14 protein-coding genes and 2 pseudogenes (1 of these 16 running past the window's edge) are annotated in these 24568 nt (G+C 63.9%); 3 read left to right on the forward strand and 13 right to left on the reverse strand.

Going from position 1 to position 24568, the window contains the following annotated elements; all coding sequences use genetic code 11:
* The 5 genes and pseudogenes from CI805_RS15290 to CI805_RS15310 form a co-directional block, all read right to left on the reverse strand.
* Positions 1-2139 carry the 5' portion of a membrane-bound PQQ-dependent dehydrogenase, glucose/quinate/shikimate family gene (locus tag CI805_RS15290; RefSeq protein ID WP_313958583.1) on the reverse strand. 150 nt of this gene lie to the left of the window's left edge, so 2139 of the gene's 2289 nt are visible here — the first part of the coding sequence; the start codon lies at positions 2137-2139; its stop codon lies off the left edge, out of view.
* 72 nt (positions 2140-2211) lie between these two features.
* Positions 2212-3471 (reverse strand): carbohydrate porin, encoded by a 1260-nt coding sequence (locus CI805_RS15295; RefSeq protein WP_260928971.1) that lies wholly within the window; start codon positions 3469-3471, stop codon positions 2212-2214.
* 851 nt (positions 3472-4322) lie between these two features.
* Positions 4323-5396, reverse strand: coding sequence for a major royal jelly family protein (locus tag CI805_RS15300; RefSeq protein WP_260928972.1), 1074 nt, complete (start codon positions 5394-5396; stop codon positions 4323-4325).
* 98 nt (positions 5397-5494) lie between these two features.
* Positions 5495-6556, reverse strand: a complete 1062-nt coding sequence (locus CI805_RS15305; RefSeq protein WP_260928974.1) for an aldo/keto reductase — start codon at positions 6554-6556, stop codon at positions 5495-5497.
* A gap of 215 nt (positions 6557-6771) precedes the next feature.
* Positions 6772-6938 (reverse strand): annotated as a pseudogene (locus CI805_RS15310) (integrase core domain-containing protein); the annotation flags it as partial.
* 520 nt (positions 6939-7458) lie between these two features.
* Between CI805_RS15310 and CI805_RS15315 the strand changes: the two are divergent.
* Together CI805_RS15315 and CI805_RS15320 are read left to right on the forward strand one after the other, a co-directional pair.
* A complete protein-coding gene (locus CI805_RS15315) occupies positions 7459-8505 on the forward strand; it encodes a hypothetical protein (RefSeq protein WP_260928976.1) in 1047 nt (348 codons plus the stop codon).
* Positions 8506-8523: 18 nt separating this feature from the next.
* Positions 8524-9027 (forward strand): hypothetical protein, encoded by a 504-nt coding sequence (locus CI805_RS15320; protein ID WP_260928978.1) that lies wholly within the window; start codon positions 8524-8526, stop codon positions 9025-9027.
* A 303-nt stretch (positions 9028-9330) separates the two neighbouring features.
* Here CI805_RS15320 and CI805_RS15325 read toward each other — a convergent pair whose 3' ends face one another.
* The 4 genes from CI805_RS15325 to CI805_RS15340 all read right to left on the reverse strand — a co-directional run bounded on the left by CI805_RS15325 (position 9331) and on the right by CI805_RS15340 (position 17874).
* Entirely contained in the window at positions 9331-10548 is a 1218-nt protein-coding gene (locus CI805_RS15325) for an alpha-galactosidase (protein WP_260928979.1), read from the reverse strand.
* 26 nt (positions 10549-10574) lie between these two features.
* On the reverse strand, positions 10575-13097 hold the full coding sequence (locus CI805_RS15330) for a glycoside hydrolase family 3 protein (protein ID WP_260928981.1): 2523 nt from the start codon (positions 13095-13097) through the stop codon (positions 10575-10577).
* Complete coding sequence (locus CI805_RS15335) at positions 13094-14653, reverse strand: tryptophan halogenase family protein (RefSeq protein ID WP_260928982.1); 1560 nt, start codon at positions 14651-14653, stop codon at positions 13094-13096. The genes CI805_RS15330 and CI805_RS15335 overlap by 4 nt, the downstream gene beginning before the upstream one ends.
* Before the next feature lie 86 nt (positions 14654-14739).
* On the reverse strand, positions 14740-17874 hold the full coding sequence (locus CI805_RS15340) for a TonB-dependent receptor (protein WP_260928984.1): 3135 nt from the start codon (positions 17872-17874) through the stop codon (positions 14740-14742).
* A gap of 369 nt (positions 17875-18243) precedes the next feature.
* Between CI805_RS15340 and CI805_RS15345 the strand changes: the two genes are divergently transcribed.
* Positions 18244-19206 carry an ROK family protein gene (locus tag CI805_RS15345; RefSeq protein ID WP_260928985.1) on the forward strand — a complete coding sequence of 321 codons (963 nt, stop codon included), beginning with the start codon at positions 18244-18246 and terminating at the stop codon, positions 19204-19206.
* Between the two features lie 44 nt (positions 19207-19250).
* Here the strand turns inward: CI805_RS15345 and CI805_RS15350 are convergent, their stop codons facing one another.
* The 4 genes and pseudogenes from CI805_RS15350 to CI805_RS15365 form a co-directional block, all read right to left on the reverse strand.
* Positions 19251-19664, reverse strand: a complete 414-nt coding sequence (locus tag CI805_RS15350; RefSeq protein ID WP_260928986.1) for a carboxylesterase family protein — start codon at positions 19662-19664, stop codon at positions 19251-19253.
* A gap of 328 nt (positions 19665-19992) precedes the next feature.
* Positions 19993-20673, reverse strand: coding sequence for a carboxylesterase family protein (locus CI805_RS15355; protein WP_260928989.1), 681 nt, complete (start codon positions 20671-20673; stop codon positions 19993-19995).
* Positions 20674-20914: 241 nt separating this feature from the next.
* Positions 20915-21583, reverse strand: a pseudogene (locus CI805_RS15360) (GDSL-type esterase/lipase family protein); the annotation flags it as partial.
* A complete protein-coding gene (locus CI805_RS15365) occupies positions 21580-24405 on the reverse strand; it encodes a glycoside hydrolase family 2 protein (protein WP_260928991.1) in 2826 nt (941 codons plus the stop codon). The pseudogene CI805_RS15360 and the gene CI805_RS15365, both read right to left, overlap by 4 nt.
* Between the last annotated feature and the right edge of the window lie 163 nt (positions 24406-24568).

Genomic DNA, 24568 nt, shown 5'->3' on the forward strand with positions numbered 1-24568 from the left:
GCCGATCTTGAGTGGCAGCGGCAGGCCTGCGTCCTGTGTCGTCCCGACACGATGCTGCCAGATGACCTTGTTGGTCTTGAGGTCAATTCCGGCGACATAGCCCCATGGCGGCTGCATGCACGGCATGCCCAGCGGGGAAAGGAAGGCGCTCAGGTTCACACCATAAGGCGTGCCGTACATCGGCTGCACGCCGGTTTCGCTACCCGCCGGGTGGTCCTTGGTGGGATGCGAAGGGTTGTCCGGACCGCGCTTCATCAGCTTCGAGACGAAGGGAACCGTCATCGGGTTGGTGATCGCGATCTGGCGCTGCGGATCGACCGAGATGCCGCCCCATTCGAACATGCCCAGATTGCCGGGGAACACCAGCGTTCCCTGCAGCGAGGGCGGCGTGAACGGACCTTCGTAGCGCAGACGCTTGAACATGATGCGGCAGGCGAGTTGGTCGAACATCGTCGCGCCCCACATGTTTGCATCGGTCAGGTTATCCTTGGGACGCAGCGACAGTTCGGAGAACGGCTGCGTCTTGGAGAGCCAGTCTCCGGCGACAGCGCCCTGCGGCACGGCCTTTTCAGGCGCGGGCACGATGGGCTTGCCGGTGCGGCGGTCCAGCACGAAGATATTGCCGGTCTTGGCGGGGGCATAGATCGCCGGGACCATGCCGTGTGCGGTCTGGACGTCCATCAGCGTCGGCTGCGAAGGCACGTCCATGTCCCACAGGTCATGGTGCACGGTCTGGTAGGACCACACGCGCTTGCCCGTGGCGATGTCCAGCGCGACGATCGAGCTGGCATAGCGCTCGTTATCGGGCTTGCGGTTGCCGCCGAAGATGTCGGGCGTCTCCACGCCGGTCGGGATATAGACCAGACCCAGCTTCTCGTCCGCCGAGGATACGATCCACGAGTTGGGCGAGTTGGGCGTGAAGTGGTGCGTAGCCGAAGGCAGCTGGTTTTCGTTCTTCGCGCCCGGATCCCAGGCCCAGACGAGGCGGCCGGTATAGATGTCATAGCCACGCACCGCACCCGAAGGTTCGTTCGTGGAATAGTTGTCCGTCACCGCCCCGGTGACGATCAGGATCTGCTTCGTCGCCACCGGCGGCGAGGTGCCTTCGAGGAAGCCCTTTTCGGTGACGTTCATCGACTGGTTGAGGTTGAGCGTGCCGTGTGCGCCGAAGTCTTCGCAAGGGCGCCCCGTCAGTGCGTCCAGCGCGATCATGCGACCATCGTTGGTCGGCAGGAAGACGCTCTGGCGACACTGTGCGGGAACCGGCTTGCCCTGCGTATCAACCGCATTGGCGGGCGCGGCATGGTATGCCAGGCCACGGCAGGTCAGGTGCTGGAAAGTGTTGTTCGCCTGCAACTTGGGATCATACTTCCACACCTGCTTGCCGGTGGCGGCATCAAGCGCGAAGACGATCTGGTGGGGCGAGCACAGATAGACAAGGTTGCCGATCTTGATCGGGGTCACCTCGAAAGTGCTCTCCACCGGATCGGCTTTGCCCAGCGCGGGCATGTCGCCGGTGCGGAACGTCCAGGCGACCTGTAGCTTATCCGCGTTTTCCGGCGTGATCTGCGTCAACGGCGAGAACCGCTTCCCGGCATTGTCGCGGCCATAGGCCTGCCAGTCATCGGGAGACATGCCATCGGCCAGGTTCACCGGACCGGAAACGCCGGGAAGATTTCCGACCGTTGCCACGCTGTCACGCGTCAGGGAGAAGCCGACGATGCACACCGCGATCGCCAGAACCGCACCCAGCGGCCAGCGTAAGGGACGCGTCCCTGCCGGATGCGCGCGCACCACCCAGGGCAGCAGCAGCCAGATGCCGAGCGGAACGAGGACGTCACCCCGCGCCGCCAGACGCCAGAAATCGAACCCTGCCTCGCTCACGGCCCAGACCATCGTTGCGGCGATGATAAGGGCATAAAGCGGATAGGCGAAGCGATGCCCGCGCCACAGCAGCAATGCCGTGACCGCCATCGCGGCACCCGCGATGACGTAATAGACCGAGCCTCCGAGTGCTGCCAGCCAGCCACCTGCCACCACAAGGACGACAGCGATCAGCAGTACGAGCACTGATGTGATTTTCAGCCACAGGCCGGTCCGGGAACGGGGGGCGCTTCCCGGCGCGCTGAGTATTTCCATGGTTTTCAGTTCCTGTTGAACATCAACAAAGTCGGTGCTTCCCGCCGGAAGGGGGAGGCACGACGACAAATCTCAAAGTGTAAAGGCGCTCTTCAGGCCAAGAATGACCTCGTCCGTGCGTGAGCGGTAACCGCCCGGATCGACGATGTACTGCACGTTGGGGCGCAGCATGACGCCGGGCATCAGGTGCAGCGAATAATAGAACTCGCCGACATATTCGGCATGCGCTCGCTCGCTGCGCGGATCGGCCAGTTGTTCGGCATAGGCCGCGCGGGCGTTCACGTTGGTACGGCCCACGAAGAGTGCCACGTCATCCTCGGGTCGGCCGGCGAAAGGCGCGGTCCAGATCGCTGCGGCAGTCACCTGATCGTCGGTCCGCGCGGTGCGGCGGTCGGCCTGCGTGTAGTTGAGCTGGATGCTCAGGCCGCTGGTTGTCGTAGGGCCTTTGACCGGATCGTCGACATATGTGCCGGTCAACTGCTGGCGGATCGCGATATAGGCGCCGTAGCGTCCCTTACGACGCAGTGGGTCGATATCACGGTCACCCACCAGTTGGTGATCAACCGCCAACTGCAGGTCATCGGCATGTTGCGTGTTGTACCAACCACCGATCTTGTAGACGCCGGGAAGGCCGTGTGCCCCCAAGTGCGCAATCCAGCCGAATTCGACCGGTACGGTCACGCCGTCCGCGCCGGCGTGGTTCAGGGCGAAATTGTTGTCCAGATTGTGGGTATTGGCCTCATAGACCCCTGCCATCGCATACCAGTTGCGACGTGTGACCTTTCCGACCGCGCCCCACTGGCTGACCGGCCAGTTGTACCAGTAATCGCCGACCAGGTTGCCGACGGCGGCGCCGCAGAACGTCAGGTTCTGGGCGTCGCAGCCCAGCGATTCAAAGTCCGAGCCCATCGTCAGGCGGCCCGCCTTGATATCCACGCCGGGGGCGACTTGCTGGTCCCAGTAGAACTCGGTCAGGCGCCAGGTCTGGCCGCGTCCCCAAGCTTCCTGCACAAGCTGCAAGGTATCAAGCCCTGCCTTGTCAACCAGACTGGGGCCGTGCCGATAGGTGATCGTACCATGGAGCGATCCACCCCGGAACCCCGCGATCTTGTCCATATCCAATGTGACGCCCGCTGTGACCTGGCCGATGGCGGTGGCATCCTTGTTCGTGCCGCCGCTGGCGTTTGCCGCGAACTCGTTGCCGTAGGAAAGATTGAGATCGATGCCCTTGTCATCGAGATCAGAGCGGACACCGCCCCAGTCCCCGCCGATAGTATCTCCCCACTTGCTGGCAGGTATTGCGACATCGTCCGCGTCTTGGGCTTGCGCCACACCCGCGAAGCCTTCGGGGCTGAAGGAAAGGATAGCTGCGGTAGAAATGACAAGCCGACGCAATCCCCGCCGCCCGCATTTATGTCTCTGAGACGATTTGCCCATTATATTTGCACCCGAATTGTATATTGTTTTTTGTAAGCGCAACAGCTTGCGCGTGCCGCTTTGCGGCTCGCGAAGTGAGCGTTGGCCAAGGACAGCAAGCCCGACCGCATCTTGCATCGCAATTCAAAGTGCACTTATGCGCTTTGCCGCCATGTGCAAATGCAACTAATCAAACATAGCGAGCGTTAATTTCATCAGCCTGCCACCCTGCAAGCGCAGACGATGAATATTCCGCCGGGAATGTTTCCCGCGGAATATTCAGCTGGAAGGCAAGACGCCGAATGATCGGATTAATGCTGAAATGCGTGATGCATTTTTCGCTCTTCGGGCCCTTTAAGGAAGAGAGGACTTGAATTCTGCCGGTAAGGCCTGTGTTCCGCGAAGGCTACAAGATCCGCATCTGGCCTTTCAAAGCAGCGAGACTGCAAACCTTTCGGGCGGGTCAATGTAGAAAGACTGTCTACACAATGGCCTGTTACGATCAGGTGGATCTCATGCGCTGATCAAAGAATGCAGATTGTGCTAGCAACATGGTCACGGCTTCACGTCCCCGCCCAATACGCTCGGCAGAGAAACAACTGTCGCGTCGCCTCTTGTCCTTAAAATCAAGATAAAAGGTGTCCAGAAATACAACGGTTTGTTGCCAGCAGGCGATCCGCTGGTAGGACTAGCTTTTTTAATTAACTTCGAGATATTCCGGCAGCGCTCGATGCCCGGCAGGTCAATGTACCGTGTAAGTGCGCTTGTCAGTCAGGTGGATTGATAGGCACCCGAGCCACCAGAAATGGTGGTTTGCGCATGTCCTGCCCGTTATTGAGCCGGGGAAGCCGTGTCCACTGTCCAAGCGTGACGTAAACATAATGGCCGTCCGCGAAGATACCATCGGGCCAGACGAAGCGTGGATCGCGGGTAATCAGGTCAAAGCTGCCATCAAGGTTGCGCCGGAAGATCGCATCATGCTCGCCTGCGGTGGTGTAGATGCGTCCCCAGGGGTCGGAGGCAAGGCCGTCGGCCGAGCCTTTTTCGCCTTCGTCGACAATCGCCTTGGCAAGGGCTGCATCGCCCACCGAGAAATCGGCGAGAAGGGCGGTAGGCAGGCTATAGAGACGGTGGCTGCTGAGCGGCGCATAGTAGAGCCGGTCGCTGTTGCGGCTCAGCGTTACACCGTCCACGCCGCCACCCGGAAAGCTCGGGTTCGCAGGGTCGGCGCGCAGGGGCTTGCCCCCCAGGAACGTGAGGAAGCCGGGATCGGCCATCACTGACTTGTCCCCGCTCAACACGCGGCGCTGGCGGCCGCTGGCGATGTCCACCACCACGAGCGCGGGATGCCCGTCGAACGAGGAGTCCGAGATATAGGCAGTACCCGCAGCGCCGTGGGTGAGGTCCACGCGCAGATCGTTGAGATGGCTGCCCGGCAGCGTCGCGTCATCGAGCAGCACTTTGGCAAAGACCTTGCCGGTGGCGGGATCGATGCCCAGCAATTTGGCGCCGCCCGGAGGGATTGGCTGCCCCTTGATCTTGCCGTCGTCGATCACCCACAGCCGTCCGCGCGTGTCGGTGGTCAGACCATGGGGCGAGATCAGACGGTCGGCAGCCTTGCCCGTGGTGGCTGCCGACAGCGCGACCGAAGGGTAGGGGCTAAGCTTGCCGTCTTTCCATTCGGCCAGAACCGGGCCCGGATGGTCGCCGTCATGCTTGGGAAAGGTCAGGAACAATCGCCCGTTCACCACCGCGATACCCGATGGATCGGGCGCCTGAACCTCGGCGACGATCTCGACCTCGCCGCTTGCGGCGAAGCCCGGATCGGTGTTGTCCAGCACCGCAGGGATAGAAGATGGCGTCTGGGCGTGGGCAAACGATGTCATTCCCAGTGCAGCGAACGAAACCACGATGTGCGATGCAGAAGCGCGTAACAGCCTCATCCCAGATGCGGCCCGATAAGCGCCAGGTCAGCGGCGGACAGCCGGTCAGAGGCGCTGTCCAGCTGGTGCCAGTAGGGATAGAGCAGCGGCGGACGACTGACCGCCTCCAGTTTGCTCACCTCTTCGGTGCTGAGGATAGTCTGTGCCGCATCGAGGTTGGCGGCCAGCTGTTCTTCGTTGCGGGCGCCGATCACGAGACTGGAAACGGAAGGGCGGGTCAGCAACCAGGCCAGAGCGACCTGCGCAGGCGAAGTGTTCTCGCGGTTCTCTGCAATTTCGACCAGTGCTTCGACGATGTTGTAAAGCGCCTCTACGTCGCGGACGGGCGGCTCATTCCAGTTTGCCGCCTTGCGGGTGCCTTCGGGTTCGGGTTTGCCGCGCCGGTACTTGCCCGACAGCAGACCGCCTGCCAGTGGGGACCAGATCACGCTGCCCAGCCCCTGATCGACGCCGATGGGCAGAAGCTCGTACTCTGCTTCACGGGCCTGCAAGGTATAGTGGATTTGCTGGGCGACGGGTCGGATCAATCCTTCTCTCTCGGCCGTCGCGATCATTTTCATTACATGCCAGCCGGAGAAATTGGAAACGGCCACATAGCCAATCTTACCCGACCGGGTCAGATCATCGAATGCCGCCAGGGTTTCTTCCAACGGGGTCAGGCCATCCCATTCGTGGCACCAGTACAGATCGATATGATCGGTACGCAGGCGCTTGAGGCTGTCTTCGCAGGCGCGCACGATGTGATGGCGTGAAAGACCGCGCTCGTTCGGGCCTTTGGAGCCGGTTGGAAAGCGCACCTTGGTGCCGAGGATCAACTTCTCCCGGCGGCCTTCAGTCAGCGCCTCGCCGATAATTTCTTCCGACATGCCGGCGGAATAGATATCTGCGGTATCGATGCTGTTGACGCCGGCATCGAGGCACATGTCGATCTGGCGTTGGGCGCCTTGCATATCGGTGTTACCAGTCTTGGCGAAAGCACCCTGTCCACCGAACGTCATGGTGCCCAGGGTCAGCATGGAAATCTTGAGGCCGGATCGGCCGAGCAGGCGATATTCCATGGGTGCTGGCTCCTTTGGTTAAGGGGTTGGGGCGAACTCTCAGCGTAGCCGGGTCGGCCTTGCATTTAGCAAGATAATCAATGGCATCAGCTATAATGCCTTTGATTACGTCTGGGTTGCATCAGGATGCATTTTTTAGGGCAACAGCTCAAAGCTAGACTCAAGAGGGCCGATAAAGGCCTGATCGGCGCTCAGCGAGTGGTCCGGGTTGATTGTTAGTGCATGATCGCCTCCGACGCTATTGCCGCCCTTGGGTGGGGCGAAGCGGAACCGGAGGGCGGCCATGGCGGCGTTGCATTTCCGGGGCCGGCGGCCGATAGCCCAATGAGCTATGTGGCCTGACTTTGTTGTAATGCCACCGCCAAGCTTCGGTCACGATTTTCCCATACTTCGGGGGTGCCGGAGATCGTCGATGACAACGTGCATCTCGTTGGCGGAAAGGGGGAGGCTGCAGCTTGGAGAATTGTACAGGCGAACTGGAAGGCATGGATACGTTCCTCGACGATGATGCCGAGGGTTGGGCGACGATCCACTGACACCTGCAGCGGTTTGCGCCTTGTGATCCTTCAAGCGCTGTGAGTGTCGGAAGGCTGGCAATCATCAGCGCCGACACATCAGGAACAGTCCGGGCGTCCCGGGCCCTTGCGGCCCTGGCCGCGCTCTACCTCCGCTTGCGCTTCGGCCGAGCCCCCGGAAGGGTCTCGTCGGCATAGCCGTAACGATCGCCCGACGCTTGGGAGCGCCCCGCGGTGCAGGCGCGCCCTGCGGTCGCCGCGTGAGGGCACGCGGGGGCGTTGGGCGTTGGGCTTGGCGGCTCCAGGTGACGGGGGCGTCGCTACCCGATAGCCCCGCCTCGCCGGGGCGCAACCCGGCCGCTTGGGCGGACCGGGTCTTCCACTTCGTTGCAGCCTTGCAGGTGCGTCCCGCCTTGGCCGGCGGGGCTGAACGACGAGGCCCGCCAGCGTCTTCGCGAGGCCGGCGATCTGGGCGAGGACGTGCGCGTGCAGGTTGAGCGCGGCACCCGCGACTTTGCCACGGGAGACCGGGTGATGTTCCTGAAGAACGAGCGCAGTCTGGGGGTGAAGAATGGAACGCTCGGCACTGTGCGCAGCGTCAATGCACTGGCCATGGGCGTGACCCTCGACGATGGCACCTGCGTAGCCTTCGACCTCAAGGACTATGACCGGCTCGATCACGGCTATGCCGCCACCCTTCACAAGGCACAGGGCATGACCGTTGACCGCGTCCATGTCCTGGCCACGCCAGGTCTCGATCGTCACAGTGCCTATGTGGCCCTGACCCGGCACCGGGCCGGGGTCGAGCTGCACTATGGGCAGGACGACTTTGCCGATCACACCAGGCTGGCGCGCGCGCTCAGCCGGGATCGCGGCAAGGACATGGCGACGGATTATGGCAAGACGCCAGAGGAGGAGGCGCACGTTCGGCAGGTCGAACCGGCGGGCCGTACATCCCGCAGCCGCTTCGATGGGCTACGCCTGCCCAGTGGTCCGCTCATCGATCCGGGCAAGGCAGGCCCCGTCCATGCGCCGCCGGCCAAGAGAGAGTCGGCGGCCAGGACACCGGACACCGGGGCCCCGCGCAAGGGGCGCTTCGATGGTCTGGTGCTGAAGCTCCCCGATCATGTGCGGCGCACGCTGGAGCCAGAGCCCAATCCGGCCTCGGCATCTGCCCCGCAACTCTCGGCAGAGGCACAAGCCGAGGCGCGCGCCATGCAGTTGCGCGAAGAGCGGACCGAGGCCTTGAAGCGCCATGCCCGCGCTGTTGCTGCCGTCTTCGAGGCCCGCGAGGCCGGGCAGCGGGCAAGCCCGGAGCAATGGTCCGAGCTCGAAGCCTCGCGCACCCACTTCGAGGCGCTGCGCCCCTACGGCGCACACGATGCCGAGAAAGCCTACGTGAAGGAGCCCGAGCTGGCCCATGAAGCGGCATAGGGGCGGATCAACCGGGCAGTGCGTGCGCTGCAGCTGGAGACGCAACTGCGCACCGATCCCGAACTGCGTGCCGACCGGTTCGTCGCCAACTGGACGGCGCTCAGGACGAAGAGCGAGCAGCAGTATGTGGCAGGCCATATGAGCGCCCGCCGGGAAACCCGGGCGGTGATGGCAGACCTTGCCCACAACCTCCATCGCGATCCTCAGCTCGAATCGGTGCTGGCCCAACGCAAGCAGCAACTCGGCATCAGGTTCACCACCGGGCGCTCGTTGGGCGACGATCTTGCGAGCAGCCTGGGGCTGGGACGGGGCAGGGGCTCGGATTGTAGGGGCGCCGACGTGCTGCAATCTGCGAGTCGCGATCGTCAACATCTGCGCTTCGTTCAAGCCGGTATCGCAGGGCTGCTGGCAGGAATCGTCCTGTGGTCCTTCCTTCCCGGCGTCATCGCCTGGTCGTTGCCCGCTTCATGGCATGCACCCGATAGATGGTGGCGCGTACCTTTGGGATGGAGGTGCCGGTGATGACGTCGGAGGTCTTTGCGCAGCAGATGGCCCGCGCGGCAGCCGCCTCGCGGGAGGAGGACGGCCAGCGATCTGGGCATGAGCGTGGCCGATGCAGGGATGCGGTTGCTGCAGGAGGGAGATCCGGAGCGGTGGGAGGTGCTGCAGATGGCGGGAGCGGTGAAGGGGAATGAGACTACGCTCAAGGAGTGTGCCAAACGGGCGCTGAAGACGGGCAGGGCGGTGACGTGCCCCGTTAAGGTGGTTCGTCGCGAAGCCGCTTCAAGAGTTCCTCAATCATAGCAATCGAAGAGTCCTGCGCATTCAAGGGGTGAGAACCACCATCGATACGCCGTGTGCGGGAACTTGCGCCGACCACGATTTCGACATCTTGCCCAGATCGCGATGGCCCCAGAGATCGCGGACCGACAGCACGGCGGCCGGTTTGTAGTCCAACTGAGACCAGTCGACCGACAGACGCATCGGCGCATCGCCGCGATTGAACAGCAGCACTGCCCGTCGCCCGTCCGTCAGCGTGCGGACCCAGACTTCGCCGTCCCCCTGTCGCGAGATGCGCCGCCCCTGACGGCCCAGCGCGTCCTGATCGACCGCGATGACTTCGCGGTTCATCAGAATTGCAGCGGTTCCGGGTGTCATGGCGGCGATATCGTTGCCCGCGATCAGCGGTGCTGCCATCATCGCCCAGAGCGAGAAATGGCTGCGGTACTCGGTGTCGGTCATGCCGCCGTTGCCCACTTCGAGCATGTCGGGGTCGTTCCAGTGGCCGGGCCCGGCGAAGGGCCAGAGCGGTTCGTTGAGATCGACGATGTCGGTCATGCCCAGGGCATAACCATGCTTGCCGCTCCACTTGTCGGTGATGTCGGGCGTCGTGCGCCACAGATTGCCGATCTTCGCCGCCCACAGCCAGGGACGCGTGCTGCCCCATTCGCACAGCGAGAATACGATGTCGCGCCCGGTGGCACGCAAGGCATCCGCCATCAGTGCATAGGCTTCCTGGGAATCGCGCGATCCGGTGGAGCACCAGTCGTACTTCAGGTAATCGACGCCCCATCCGGCATACGTCTGGGCATCCTGAAACTCGTGCCCCTGGCTGCCGGGGCGGCCGCCGCAGGTCTTGCTTCCGGCATCGGAATAGATACCGAACTTCAGGCCTCTGGTGTGGATATAGTCGGCCAGCGCCTTGATACCGTGGGGAAACGCCTTGGCATTGGCGGTGATGAAGCCCTTGTCGTCCCGCGCCCCGTGCCAGCAGTCGTCGATCACCACATACTGATAGCCCGCCGCTTTCATGCCCGATGAAACCATGGCATCGGCAGTATCGCGAATGGTCTGTTCGGAGATGTTGCAGGCGAACCGGTTCCAGCTGTTCCAGCCCATCGGCGGGGTGAGTGCCAGCCCGTTGGCGTGGCGCGCGGGATCGAGCGAAGGCGGAAGCCGGTTGGGGTCGATGTCGTCCGCCAGTGCGGGACGGGCGATCAGCGCCAGCAAGAGCGTCAACAGCGCGGCGCGAAGCAGGGGCATGCGTGATTTCAGGGACATCGGGGCTCTCATTTGGGGCAGACGGCGCCAGTGGGGTCCGCATCCAGTTCGACATCGGCGATCGAGAAAGTCAGGCCGCTGTCACCATCGAGCACGAAAGGTTGCGAAACGCGGTTCATGTCGGCGCCCGCTTGCTGGAAGCACGCGAGAAGCACTTTCACGCTGCCCCACTGGCCGGGTGGGGCCGTGAACACTTGCGCGGCGTCCAGCCGGGCCTTGCCAAGGCCCAGAGTTGCGCCCTTGAGCGAACCGCTGTCGAGGCGATAGTTCACGCGCAGCGTCAGTTGCGCGTTGGTCTGGCGCCCCAGATCGACTTGCGGACCTGCGATGCGAGCCTGCCCCGGGCCGGTGAACGCGAACTGCCGTGCGCCCTCCTGTTTCCCCGCGCCGTCGACATTGCGAACCTCGACGGCGCCTTGCGTCTCCAGTTTCCAGGGAGGCACGAAACGTCCGGGCCGGTAATAGAGCGAGATGTTGGCCAGCGAGGCGTCGAGACCGGCCTCTTCGCTGAGGCGGGAAACCGTCACATGATCGGCGTAGGTCAGGCCGTAGCCGTAAGCGAACTGCGGATCGTAGCCCGGCTGGCCGACGTTGTTCGCGAACTGTGCCGCCGTCTTTGGCCACGAGTAGCTGAGCTTGCCGCGAAAATCGTGAGAGGGCTTGCCGTCGCGTCCGGCCACCAGCACATCGGCGATGCCTTCTCCTTCCGAGCCGGGAAGGAAGGCGGCGACGAAGGCATCGGAGGCGTTGATCTCCGGGTTCACCCACAAGGCACGGCCGGACAGAAACACCGAGACGGTGGGAATGCCTTGCGCCTTCAGGGCCTTCAACTGCGCCAGCGCCTGCTTGTCTCCCGGCTGGAATTCCAGCGTCGAGATGTCGCCGACCATTTCCGCATAAGGTGTCTCGCCAAACACCACCACGGCAACATCCGGGCGCGGGCCGTGGACCGTGCCGTCGGTGCTGAGCGTGGCGCTGCCGCCTGCCTTCTCGATGGCGGACTTGAGGCCTGCCCAGATCGTGGTCGCACCGGGGAAATCGGCATTGGTGTTGCCGGTGCCCTGCCACGAAAGGGTCCAGCCGCCCGATTGCAGGCCGATGTCATCGGCATGGGAGCCGGTCACGAGCACGCGCTGGCCGGGCCGGATCGGCAGCAGGCCGCCGTTGTTCTTGAGCAGCACCAGCGATTCCGCCACCGCCTGCCGCGCCACCGCACGATGCGCCGGAATGCCTAGCTGCGACTGGTGTTCGAAGGGCCGCGCCGGATCGAACAGGCCGAGCTTCAACTTCACCCGCAGGATACGGCGCACGGCATCGTCGATGCGCGACATCGGGATCTTGCCCTCGCGCACTTCATGCTCGGTATTCTCGTAAAGCGCTTTCCAGTCCTGCGGGACCATGGCCATGTCGAGACCGGCGTTGAAGGTCTGTGCGCAATCGGCATTGGTGCAGCCGGGAATCTGGCCGTGTGCGTTCCAGTCGCCCACCACGAAGCCCTGGAACCCGAACGCGCCTTTCAGCACGCCGGTCAGCAGCGAGGTGTTGCCGTGGTTCTTCACGCCGTTCCATGACGAGAAGCTCGCCATGACCGTCATCGCGCCTGCATCGATCCCGCCGATGTAGCCGGGAGCATGGACCTTGATGAGCGTTTCCTCGGACACTTGCGCATCGCCCTGATCGATCCCGTCGTGCGTGCCGCCATCGGCGAGGAAGTGCTTGATCGAGGCCGCGACCTGTCCGTTCTGGATGCGCCCTTTTCCCGGTGCCCCCTGAAGCCCGCGCACCATGGCGGCGGCATATTCGCGGGTGATTTCGGGGCGTTCGCTATAGCCCTCGAAGGCGCGGCCCCAGCGGTCGTCCTGCGGTACGGTGACGGTCGGCGCAAAGGCCCAGTCGAAGCCCGAAGCGGCGCTCTCGGCGGCGGTCACTTCGCCGATCTTCTCGATCAGCGCGGGATCGCGCATCGCGCCGAGTCCGACGTTGTGCGGAAAGATCGTGGCGCCGAACACGTTGGAATTGCCGTGGACGGAATCCATTCCGAAGATCGTGGGAATGGGCACATGGCCGGGGCGCTGCTCCAGCGAGACCTTGCGAAAGGCATCGGCAGTCGCGATCCAGTCACCCACCGGCCCGCGATCGTTGCCGCTGAGCGGGGGATCGTTGCCTCCGCCCAGCACCGAGCCGAGCGGGTATTCGCGCAAGTCTTCGGGCTTCACCGAGGCGATGGAGCCCTGGATCATCTGGCCGACCTTCTCGTGCAGCGTCATGCGCGCCATCAGCGCGGTGATTTTCGCCTCGGTCTCGGGATCGACCAGACCCACGCTGTGCGCTCTGGGCCAGAGTGCCGGATGCGCCGTGGCCGCATTCGCGGGCGCTCCGGCGGAGAGTGCAGCACCGGATGCCGGAGGAGGGGAGGCGTCCGGTGCTGCACTCTCCGCCAGCGCAACCGAGGCGCAGGTCAGCGCCGAGGCGGCCATCAGGCCGGCGGCCGACAGGCGGCGATGAGAGAGGGGCGAGCGGGATTTCGTCATGTCTGTTCCTGGGCAACCTGTTGAGGGCGATGGACGGGGGAGGGCGCTGCTGTTGCGGCGCCGGTCCCGGTCAGAAAGTCGGCATGGGATGGCGCGGCAGCGCTGGCCTGCGTCAGGGCCTCGTCCATGCGGGTAAAGGCGGTGGCGAGATCGGTGTCGGCCATCCGGTCGGCCAGCGGATCGTGGCGCACAGGCAGCAGGTCGAACCCTGCGAACATCGACAGCCAGCTCGGCGGCTGGAACGTATCCCATTCGAGACGCGGCAGCTTGCCCGCCTGGGTGAATGCCGCGATCCGCGCTTGCAGTGTATCCGGCAGATCGAGCCCACGGGCGCGATCCCACAGCGTTTCGCCATCGCGACGGTTGGCCCAGTAGTGCAGCAGCAGGAAATCGCGGATGCGCGCGTATTCCAGCGTCGTGATCCGGTTGAACTCGGCAGCGAGGGCGGGGGCGAAGCCGCGGTCGGGGAAATGGTTCAGCAGGCGCTCGATGCCGCTCTGGATCAGGGTGATGCTGGTCGATTCCAGAGGTTCCAGAAAACCTGCCGCCAGTCCGATGCCCACGCAGTTGCGTTCCCATATCCGCACGCGGTGTCCGGCGCGGAAACGCAGCAGGTTGGGCTGGCTGAGCGCCTCGCCTTCGAGCGAGCCCAGCAGCACCGCCGTCGCCTCGTCATCGCTGATCAGGCTGCCGTCGTAGACATAGCCATTGCCGACCCGGTGCTGGAGCGGGATGCGCCACTGCCAGCCTGCCGTCCGTGCCGTCGCGCGGGTATAGGGGGTGATGGCATCGCCGTGGACGCATGCCATGGCGACCGCGCGATTGCAGGGCAGCAGATCGCCCCAGTCCTCGAACGGCACGCCAAGCGCACTACCCAGCAGCAGGCTGCGAAATCCCGAGCAATCGACGAACAGGTCTGCCTCCAGAACCTGCTCGTCCTCCAGCACGACATGGGTAATGTCGCCGCTTTCTGGGTGAAGCGTCACGTCACGTACTTTGCCTTGCACATGCCGGACGTTCAGCTCGTCGCGCGCGCGGCGGGAAAGGTAGGCGGCGAACAGACCCGCGTCGAAGTGGATCGCCCAGTCGAAGTTGCCCAGATCGTTGGGCACTGGCTCGGCGGGAAGCAGGACCTGCCCTGCCATCGCCAGCCGGGTGGGCAGGCAGTAGTGTGCCAGCGGCGTCCTGTCGCCAGCCGCGCGGCGCTTGAGCCAGTACTGGTGAAAGGGGACGCCGAAGGCATCGGCGCCGTAGCGACCGAACGGGTGGAAGAAGCTCTCCCCCCGGCCCGACCAGTCGCGGAATTCGATCCCCAGCTTCACGGTGCCCTGGGTCTGATGCATGACGTCGAAGATATCGGCATCTATCGCGCGCAGGTAATCGCGGATTGCGGGCACGGTGGCTTCCCCCACGCCGACCGTTCCGATCTCGGGACTTTCGACAAGGGTTATGGCAATCGGCAGGCCCTTGAGGCGGACCGCCAGCAGATTGGCGGCCATCCATCCGGCCGTGCCGCCACCGACGATAAGGATGGATCGGATCGCATGTTCGGACATCGGCAACGCTCCATGAAGCAGCGTCTGGCAGGCTTTCCCTCGCCGCAGACCTGAAAAAAGGCGCGACGAGGGAAGGTCGGCAGGGATCAGAACTTCACGCGCACACCTGCGGTGTATCGCCGCTCGAAGATGTTGTTGTAGGCGCTCTCGTCCTTCCAGGTGAGATAGTAGTGCTCGTACTCGCCGGTGAGGTTCGAGCCCTGTGCATAGACGGTGACGTTGGGCGTCACGTCATAGCTGAGCGAGGCGTCGACGTAGTTGGTCGGAGCCTGATACAGTTCCAGCCCGCTGATGCCGCCAAAGTCCGATTGCACGGCGCGCTTCGACCGGAAGTTCCAGGCGACGCGGGCCTGGAAACGCGAGTCCTGATAGAACAGCGCGGCGTTGGTCTGGAATTCCGAGTTGTCCTGGAAGGGCACCTTGTTCCCGGCCAGATCCTTCTGCCCGGAGTCCGAGGGCGACCAGGTGAAGTTTGTGTCGATGCCGAAGTTGCGCACGATGTTCGGCATGAAGCCGAGATCGCCGAACGACAGCTTGGCACCCGCTTCGATACCCTGAAGCGTGCCGCCAGTGCCTTGTACCGGCGTGCTGATCGACACAGTGCGATTGCGGACCACGCCATCGTTGTCGGGAAGGTCCGTGCGGATGACGTTGCCGCTCTGGATGAAGCTGTCGACGGCGATGTGGAAGGCACCGAGGCTGAGCAGGCTGGCGCGGCCCAGATACCATTCCAGCGAGGCATCGAGGTTGGTCGCACGCCACGGATCGAGTTGCGGGTTGCCGCTCTGGCTGCCGCCGGTGACGCGGAACACCGGGTTGCCCGGATCGCTGGTGTCGATCGCATAGTTAGGTGTCAGGCCGCCGCCCCACTGCGCCAGATCGAGCAGGGTCATGGTCTTGGTGAAGGCCACGCGGAACTTCAGGTTGTGCGAAAAGTCGAAAGCCAGATTGATTGCGGGCAGGATGTCGGTGAAGTTGCGCTTGGTCTCAACGCTTCCGGCGAGCGTATTGGCCATGCCGTAAGGCTGCGGCGAGCCGGTGACATACTGGGTGATGTCGAGCCGGGTATTGATCACCTTGACGCCGCCGTTGCCGCTGAACGGCACGCCGAAGAAGTTGCCGTGGAAGTCCATCTGCGCGTAACCGGACAGCTGCTTCACGCCGACCCGGAACGAGGCGCCGGGGTTCATCACCTCGACGTTGCCCGGATAGAACGAGTTCTGGAAGGCAAGCGCATTGTCCATCGCCGCGGGATCGAGCACGTACATGCTCGGAACACCGGCGACGCCGGGATTGAACAGCTTGACCTGCCCGTTCAGCGTGGGGTCGTTCGCCTTGCGGGTCAGCCCGGCGGTGTAATAGCCCGAAGCGTCACCGGCGCTGCACGAGGCATCGCTCATCGGCACGTCGAAAGCCTTCCATTTGACGAGGCATCCGTTCGGATCGCTGGCCTCCCCGGCGTAGAGCGGCGCGGCCCGATCAAACTCGTAATCGTTAATCGAACGTTCGGAGTAACGCCCGCCGAAGCTGATGGTCAGTTCGGGGGAAGCCTCGTAGCTGGCATCGGCGCGCAGCACCTTGAGATCGCCCTTGCGGCGATAGTTGCCTTCGGACGATGTCGTCTTGAGGGCATAGTCGTTGATGTTGCCCAGTTCGTTCAGCAACTGCGAGGGCAGGGTGAAGACCGGCTGGTTGCCGGTGAAGTCGACGGTGGCAGGCAGGGAATTGAGCCCGGCGACGGTGTTGACCTGATAGCCGTCGGGATTGAACGCGATATCGCCCGTGGGATAGTGGCCGATCCCGCCGGGTTGCCATTGCGAGCCGTCGCTCATGCTGAACTGCATATAGCTTTGGTCGTAATATTGATGGGCCTTGCCGTAGATGCCGCGAACGGAAGCCTTGAAGGGGCCTCCGTTGTCGAACTTCAGCTCGGCGTTGTAGTTCTGCGATTCCGACTGATAGCGGTCGTTCTGCGCATAGGAATCGAAGTTGCCGAGATCGTAGTTGTAAACCTGCGTGGTATTGATGTTGTACGTGCGCCCATCGCTGCCGACATAAGTGGCGCCGGTATCGCGGGACTGGCCGGGCACGAATTCGGCGGCCTGCCAGTTGACGTCCTGCATCTGGAAACCGGCGGTGCGGTCATGCTCGTCCTGCTTGGTGTAGAAGCCGTCGAGGTTGAGCGTCAGTGCATCGCTGATGATCCACTGGGCCGAGGCGTTGATGCCCAGGCGCTGGCGCTGGTTGATCTTGTTCCAGCCGGTGAAACCCTGCGGCACGATGAAGGCATCGTTGGAATCGCCGTCGCCGTTGACGTCCACGCCGCCAGCCACAGGTGTGCCGCGTGCGCGGGTCGCGGGCGAGAACCCGCCGCTGGAGGTCGCATCTGCCGTGCCTTCGTTATGCAGCGTGGCGCCGTAACCTTCCTGAATGCCGTTGTGCGAGTTCGACAGGCGCACATCGGAATAGGCCGCGCTGACGAGGAAGCCGAAGCGATCATTATGCCAGGCGATCAGGCCGTTGAAGTTGGGGTCGAACTCATGCTTGGTCTTGTCGCCATAGGCGCCTTCGGCAGCAGCGGCGAAGGTGAAGCCTGACTTGAGATCGAACGGGCGACGGGTGCGCAGGTCCACGGTGCCTGTGATGCCTGCATTCAGCAGGCTGGCGGTGCTGGACTTGATGACGTCGGCCCCTGCGAACAGCTGCGAGGGGATGTCGTTGAAATTGGGCTGGATCGTGGTGATCGACTGGGCGCCGAGATAGGCTTCGCCATTCAGCAGCGTCGTGACCTGGGGAAGGCCGCGGATGTTGATGGTCGAGCCTTCACCGGCACTGCGCAGGATCTGAACGCCGGGAATGCGTTGCAGCGAGTCCGAAATCGTCACGTCAGGAAGCTTGCCGATGTCTTCGGCCGAGATCGAATCGACGACCGACGTCGCATCGCGCTTGGTGGCGATGGCGCGTTCCTGCGATCCGCGGATGCCGGTCACGACGATATCCGCTGCGCTCTGCTGGTCGCTTGATGTGGCAGTTGGCACATCGGTCTGCGCCGTGGCGGTGCCGGCCTGCACGGCGGCGGGCGCTGCCTGAAGGGCGGTTATCGCCGGATTGCCCATGGGGGCTACCGCGTTTTGTGCCTGTGCCTGTTGCGCCATGCCCATGACGGTAAGCGAACTGGCTGTGAGCAGGGCACCACGCAGCCTAAGACCAAGATGGCTCATTCCCTCAACACTCCTCTCCTAACGCGCTGACAACGCGTTTTTTTAGCGGGAAGGGCGCGATACCCGGCGATCTTTGACTTGTCGCTTCTGCCCCGTTTCGTCACGGCATCATGTTAAGATTCGCAACAATCCAGAAATCTCTGCAATCTGCCTGTCCGTCAACTTAAATATTTTGATTTGTTTTAGTTAAGGTGATGATTACGTTTGCAATGGCGTGAATCCGGGGCCTCGCTCAGGGTTAGGTATCTCGCTCGATACATATAAAATAAATCAATTGTCTTATTATTGGGAATTGCGCATGTTGCCTCTTCAATTCCGATAAGAGGGCGCCCCCAAGCAGGGCAGGCGAACAGGGAGAGGCAGGACATTATGCGCGGCAAACTGACCGTAGAAGACCGTGGGCCGGTCAGGATTGGCATCGATTTCGGCGGAACCAAGATCGAGGGCGCGGCGCTCGATGCTGCCGGTAACATATTGCTGCGCAAGCGCTTGCCCACGCCTGCGGCATATGATGCTGCGCTTACGGCAGTCCGAGACGTGGTCATGGATATTGAGGCCCAACTGGGAAGCGGGGCAACGGTCGGGATCGGCACGCCCGGCTCTCTGGTCGCTGCGACGGGGCGCATGCGCAACGCCAATGTCACCTATCTCAACGAGCAACCGTTCCTGCACGACCTGCATGAGGCTCTGGGCCGCGATGTGCGACTGGCCAACGATGCCAACTGTTTTGCCCTGTCCGAGGCGATCGACGGTGCGGCGGCGGGAAGCGAAAGCGTTTTCGGCCTGATCATCGGCACCGGATGCGGTGGCGGATTGGTGTTGGGCGGCAAGGTTCTGAACGGCCCGCATGGTCTGGCAGGCGAATTGGGGCATGTGCCCCTGCCGGACCCGCAAGGTGAGGAGCTACCTCTGCCGCCGTGCTGGTGCGGGCAGCGTGGATGCCTTGAATCGTGGATATCCGGTACGGGTTTCCAGCGTTCGCATACTGTCGCAACAGGGCGCGACATGACGGCGCCGGAGATCGTTGCTGCGGCGGGGCAGGGCGATGGCCCCGCCCGTGCAGCGCTTGACGGTTTTCGTGATCGCCTCGCGCGGGCACTGGCGCTGGTCGCGAACATGGTCGACCCCGACGTGTTCGTGCTGGGCGGAGGCATGTCCAATGTCGAAGCTATTTATGACGGCCTTGCAGAAGCGATCCGGGCGCGCAGCTTTTCGGGAGCCTGGGCGGGGTCGGTTGTCCCTGCGCGTTGGGGTGACAGTTCGGGGGTGCGCGGCGCGGCGTTCCTCTGGGAGATCGAGGAAGCTCGCGCGCAGGCGCGAAGTCTCGCCTGAGCGCGGCATGGCCAATCGGCCAGCGCGACCGGTCGGGAGCCGAGTCAGGGCGCGTCGCGCAGGGCACAGGTTTCGTGCGACAGGCCCGTGACCACCTGCGGACCTGCCGCCGTGAATTCCAGCGTCTGCCCTGCGTTGCCAAAGCGCGGCCAGATCGGAACCATCGGCCCGGCAGGTATGCCGCTGCGGGCAAAGCTGGCCCAGTATGCAGCCAGCGGCGCGGTTGCATCCGGTGCAGCCCCCGTCTGTCCCAGCACGAAGCGGATTTCCGATCCGTGGGTGACAGGCGTGCCGTTCGGCCCGTCGAGGTCGAACTGGTAATGCCACGTCGAGCCGCCTGCGTTCTCGCGCAGGGCCGCGACATGCAGCGAAGGGCAGCGGAAGGTCAAATCGTTCGCCAGCCGCAGGGCAAGATCGTCCGGCGGTGTCGCGCCCGGTGCCAGCCCGTATGCGGCCATAGCCTGCGCCGCAGTCTTGCCGAAGCCTTGCGCGATGGCACGTTCGGGACTGCCGTAAAGGCCCAGTTCGTGGCGATTGTTGCCGATGATGAGCGGGATCTCCGCCCCGCGCCGTGCAGCAGGTCATCCTGCGGCGTTCGCGTCAGCACGCTGCCATCGACGACCGCCTGCAACCAGATGAAGCTGTCGTCGTCCAGTCCGGGAACGTCGGTATGTTCGGCGGCTTCGATCAGGGCGTTCCCGGGAAGGGCGCGCAACTGGGCTGCCGTGGGATGCGGCGGTGCGCCTGCCGTACGAACGATGGTTTCTCCCAGCGCCTCGTTCTGTTTCAGCGTGCGGGGGGAAGGCCGAAGCCCGGCGTGCCGCTTTCCTCGATGGCTTTGGCAAAAAGGCTTCTTGCGCCGGGCAGCAGCATCTGCAGGCCGACATCCTGCGCGCCCGCGGACTCTCCGAACAGCGTGACGTTGTCGGGATCGCCGCCGAACTTCGCGATATTCTCCCGGACCCAGCGCAACGCGGCCTGCTGGTCCATCAGCGCATAGTTGCCCGAATGCGTGCCCAGCGCCGGGTGGGACAGGAACCCCAGCGCGGATAGCCTGTACTGGATGCTGACGAGCACGATGCCGCGCTGCACGATACGCGATTCCACCGTGCCCGCGCCGCTGCCGCCCCGATTGCCGCCGCCGTGGATCCACACCATCACCGGCAAGGGGGCGGAGGGCGCCACCGACGGGGTGCCGACATCGAGGTAGAGACAGTCCTCCGACTGGTTCGCAGCCGCAGTGTGGTTCCAGCCATAGTCGATCTGCAGGCACGCCGGGGCGCTGCGGGACGCATCGCGAATGCCCTGCCATCTGGCGGGCGGAACCGGCGCATGCCAGCGCAGGCGTCCAATGGGCGGTGCGGCAAAGGGAATGCCCCGGAACAGGGCGCGACCATCGGGCATCCGCTCGCCGCGTATCGTGCCTTCGGGAAGAGATACGAGCGGTTCGGGGGGCGACGATGGCACCGCTGGCGGAGCAGTTGAGGATGATGGCTCGGCTGCCAGCCTCCCTGTCATTCCTGCCATCGTCACGACAAGAGCGGCGATGGCTACGCTTACCGCACGGTTCATGGGACTTGCGCTGCCGCGAGAGCCTTCGGAGCGGGGAGGCGAGGGCTTTGGCAAACACCGCTTCGGCGACCTGGTCCATCACGGCATAGCCGTCGGGCGTCGGGTGGACGTGATCCTTCGTCAGGCCCTCGCGCGCGCCAAGCCCGTCGCCTTTGAGGGCGCTCCAGTAGTCGGCATACGTCGCGCCTGCGGCCTTGGCATAGGCCTGTATCCATGCGTTGAGGCGCTGAATGCGCGGGCCGGTATCAAGTCCGGGGCGCCAGGGAAACTGGTCCGCGGGCGGGATCGAGGCCAGGATCACGCGGATGCCGTGTGCCTGTGCCATTTCGGTCATGCTGCGCAGGTTGCCCTCGATCTGCTCGTCGGTCATCGGGCCGGTGTTGGCGGCGATATCGTTGGTGCCCGCCATGATCTGCACGGCCTCGGGCCTCAGATCGATCACGTCCTGCCGGAAGCGGACGAGCATCTGCGAGGTGGTCTGGCCACCAATCCCGCGCCCGATCCGGCCCGGCGTGAAGAACGCGCGATCGAGATCGAACCAGCCCTGTGTGATGGAATCGCCGATCAGCACGATCCTGGGCCGGGTGCCGGACGCGACGATGGCGGCATCGTCGGCGCGATACCGGGCAGTCCAGGCCCAGTCGACCTGAAGGCGGACCTGTGCCGCCTGATCCGCATTCAGCGCGATGGTCGTCCCGTCGGCGCTGAAACTGGGCGGGGCTGCGGTTTGGGCCTGTACCGGCGCTGCGAAGGAGGCCGACGCGCCGATCAGCGCGGCGGCGAGAACCGACAGGGCGCGCATCATGGTCTGTCTCCAACAGCGATCGTCTGGGGGGCGACATTGAAGCCGCGCAAGTGCACGGTGGGCGCATCGCCCGCCAGTGCGGCGGGAGCGGTGATCGTCACGTCACGGCTCTCGCCCGGCAGCAGCGAGATGTAGTTGTCGGTGAAGTAGGCGGGCAACACCTGCTTGCCGGACCTGTCGAAGAGCGTGAGCTTGGCTTGCAGCGCGGCATGCGTGCCCGGGTTCGACAGGGTGACGACGATACGCGTATCGCTTCCGCCGTCCTTGTCGTCCGTACCAGCCGTGCGGGCATGCGCGGTGAGGGCAACCGGCGCCATCGTACTCAGCGCCCGAAGTTCCGCGTCACTGCCAGCCTGCCAGTAGAAATTGTCGGACAGGCGCAGGCCTGCGTTATTGCGCGCTTCCAGCCGGACGAATACGGGGCCGCTGGCCATCAGCGGCGCCAGATCCAGTGTGAAGGCATCGACAGTGGCGCCCGCTGCGCTTTGCAGCGTTGCCTCGCGCCGGGCCAGTTCATGCCCGTCGAGACCCTGTACGATGGCGGTGACATGCACGCCTGCAAGCGGCGATTGCCGGTTGTTGACCAGGATCACCTTGTGATCGGGCAGGTTCATCTGGACATGGACCGGCTCCGAAGCCTTCTTCATGCCGTAGAACGCGCCGTGGGTGTCGTAGTCGGATGAAAAGACCTGCCAGGCGGAACTCGGCCAGGCAGGCTGGGTCATCCACAGCATCCGCCCGGAATTGGTGCGCCACAGTCCGGCGTTCATGCCCTCGAAAATGGCGCGGTAGCTTTCGTACTCCAGCATCTGCGCCTTGCGTGCAAAGTCGGGCAGGCTGTCGGGTTTGCCGAATTCGCGGTCCATGGCATCGGTGAAGCTCTTGACCGCGCCGTTCCCGGTCTGGTGCCAGTCGTGATAGGCCCAGGTGTCGCTGATCGGCCAGCGCTCGCTTGCCGGAACCGTGCGCTCCCAGGATTCCAGCGTCGGGAACGAGGGGGTGCCCACCTCGACCGCGAAGCCCTTGGAATATTCGGTGAAGTACTTTTCGGGTTCGCGCCAGTTGTAAGGCCCGGAATCGTGCAGGTTGATGGTGTTGGACGAGGGCATGTACAGCCGGGTGCCGTCATCCTTCTGAAGCATCGCGGCCAGCCCTTCGTTGAGGATCGGCTGGGGTACGCCTTCGTTGCGCCCGAACCACAGCACGATCGAGGGATGGTTGCGGAAGCGCTTCACCACATCCTCGGCATTGGCCATGTAGAGTGCCGGGTCCTGTGCCTCGATATTGTAGTTCTGCGTCGATTCCCAGAAATCGCTCATGACCATCAGGCCATATTCGTCGGCGAGATCGAAGAAGCTCTCTTCGGTGTTCTGGCCCACCCAGTTGCGGATGATGTTGACGTGAGCATCGCGGTGCAGCTTGAAATAGGGCTCCAGATGAGCCCGGTCGACGCGCTTGAGGAAATCGTCCATGCCCACCGAGCCGCCGCGTGCGGCAATGCGCACGCCGTTCACGCGGATCACCAGGAACGGAGAAAGGCCATCGTCACCCGCAATCGGCGTGACGGCGGGTGACTTTTGCGCGCCGGGCGTAAAGGAGTAGGCCCAGCCGTTGGGCACCTTGCGGATCGCCTCGTGGCGGACATCCATGAGCGTTTGCCCCTCGGTGCGCGCCTTGTCGAAATCGAGCAGCGCGCGGTCGAGGCCGCCCTTGTCGTCCACCAGCGAGAGCTCGTACGTGACCTGCCGCATGCCGAAGCGCAGCGTCTTCGTATCCGAGGTTCGCCCGTCGATGGCGGTCGTCAGATGCAGCGTGTGAAGTGCCGGATCGCCGTAGCCGTTGGGCCACCACAGGCGGGGATGCTGCACGGCAAGCGCGGAATCGGTGGCGGGGGAGAAACGCACCTGCACGGTGGCGCGTGCCGGAACGGTAATCGTACGCTGCACGGCCACATCGTCGAACGCCGCGCGAACGGTGGCACTGACCGGCCGATCGGACGTGTTGGCTACCGGTACGGTAATTTCGACATTGGCGATGGAATTGTCCGGACGCGGCAGCGTGGTGACGACTTGCGGATCACCCAGCCGCAGCTTGTCTGTGGCGACGAGTTGCACGCTCTGCCACAGGCCGGTCTCCCGGTCGCGAATGGTGGGAATCCAGTCCCACCCTTCGGACGAGCCGAACGTGGGGCCGTCAAGCATCATCGCGCCGCCGTTCTCGCCTACCCCCGAGGTCAGCGATTCCTCCTGCGCATGGCCAGGGTGTGGTGGGGGAGAAATGCGGATCGCGATGGCGTTGCGGCCGGGCCTGAGCAATCCGCTCACATCGAAACGGCCGCGGATGAAGGCGCCGGTGGTGTCGCCCACCTCGGTGCCGTTGACCCATAACTTCGCATGGTAGTTGGCACCGTTCAGCAGCAGCTCCAGAGACTTGCCGACCGCCTCCGGGGGGAGATCGAAGCTGGTGCGATACCAGTAGTCCTGGTGGGCGAGCTTCTCGGGGATGGCGAGATTGTTCAGCCCGTGTGCGGGATCGGGATAGACCCCCCGGTCGATGAAGGTGGTGAGGACAGTGCCCGGAACGGTCGCCGGGTACCAGATGCCGACGCGCATGTCGGGGCGGTAGTCCGCGCGCGAGAGGACGCTGCCGGCTGCGGCGATATCGGGGGCCTGCGCGAGATACCAGTTGCCAAGCGTCCAGTGTCCTTCACTGTCGGACGAAAGCGCCTGCCTGCTTCCCAGCGGCCGGGAAACAGGCGCATCGGGCGGCGTTGCGCTGGTCGGCAGCGTGGCGGGGTCCTGTGCAACGATCTGGCCTTCCATCTGGTGCGTCTGGAGCGGCCAGTGCGGGCTGGTCTGGAGAAAAGGCAGAAGGCTTGCATCGGGGGAGCCGTTGTCGCTGCGGCCGCCGGAGTACCTGCGCCTGTATCGAGGCGCAGGCCAGCGATACGGGCCGTCATGCCCCCAGAGGGGCGATCGGTAGGCA

It is taken from the genome of Novosphingobium sp. 9 (genome assembly GCF_025340265.1).
GTDB lineage: Bacteria > Pseudomonadota > Alphaproteobacteria > Sphingomonadales > Sphingomonadaceae > Novosphingobium.

What these genes read in the sequence shown, in the direction of transcription:
- CI805_RS15305 (WP_260928974.1), bottom strand. Translation starts at nt 6,556, where the DNA reads ATGGAATATCGCCTGCTCGGCCGATCCGGCCTCAAGATTTCCATGCTG.
- CI805_RS15325 (WP_260928979.1), bottom strand. Translation starts at nt 10,548, where the DNA reads ATGCCCCTGCTTCGCGCCGCGCTGTTGACGCTCTTGCTGGCGCTGATC.
- CI805_RS15330 (WP_260928981.1), bottom strand. Translation starts at nt 13,097, where the DNA reads ATGACGAAATCCCGCTCGCCCCTCTCTCATCGCCGCCTGTCGGCCGCC.
- CI805_RS15335 (WP_260928982.1), bottom strand. Translation starts at nt 14,653, where the DNA reads ATGTCCGAACATGCGATCCGATCCATCCTTATCGTCGGTGGCGGCACG.
- CI805_RS15340 (WP_260928984.1), bottom strand. Translation starts at nt 17,874, where the DNA reads ATGAGCCATCTTGGTCTTAGGCTGCGTGGTGCCCTGCTCACAGCCAGT.
- CI805_RS15345 (WP_260928985.1), top strand. Translation starts at nt 18,244, where the DNA reads ATGCGCGGCAAACTGACCGTAGAAGACCGTGGGCCGGTCAGGATTGGC.
- CI805_RS15350 (WP_260928986.1), bottom strand. Translation starts at nt 19,664, where the DNA reads ATGGCCGCATACGGGCTGGCACCGGGCGCGACACCGCCGGACGATCTT.
- CI805_RS15365 (WP_260928991.1), bottom strand. Translation starts at nt 24,405, where the DNA reads ATGGAAGGCCAGATCGTTGCACAGGACCCCGCCACGCTGCCGACCAGC.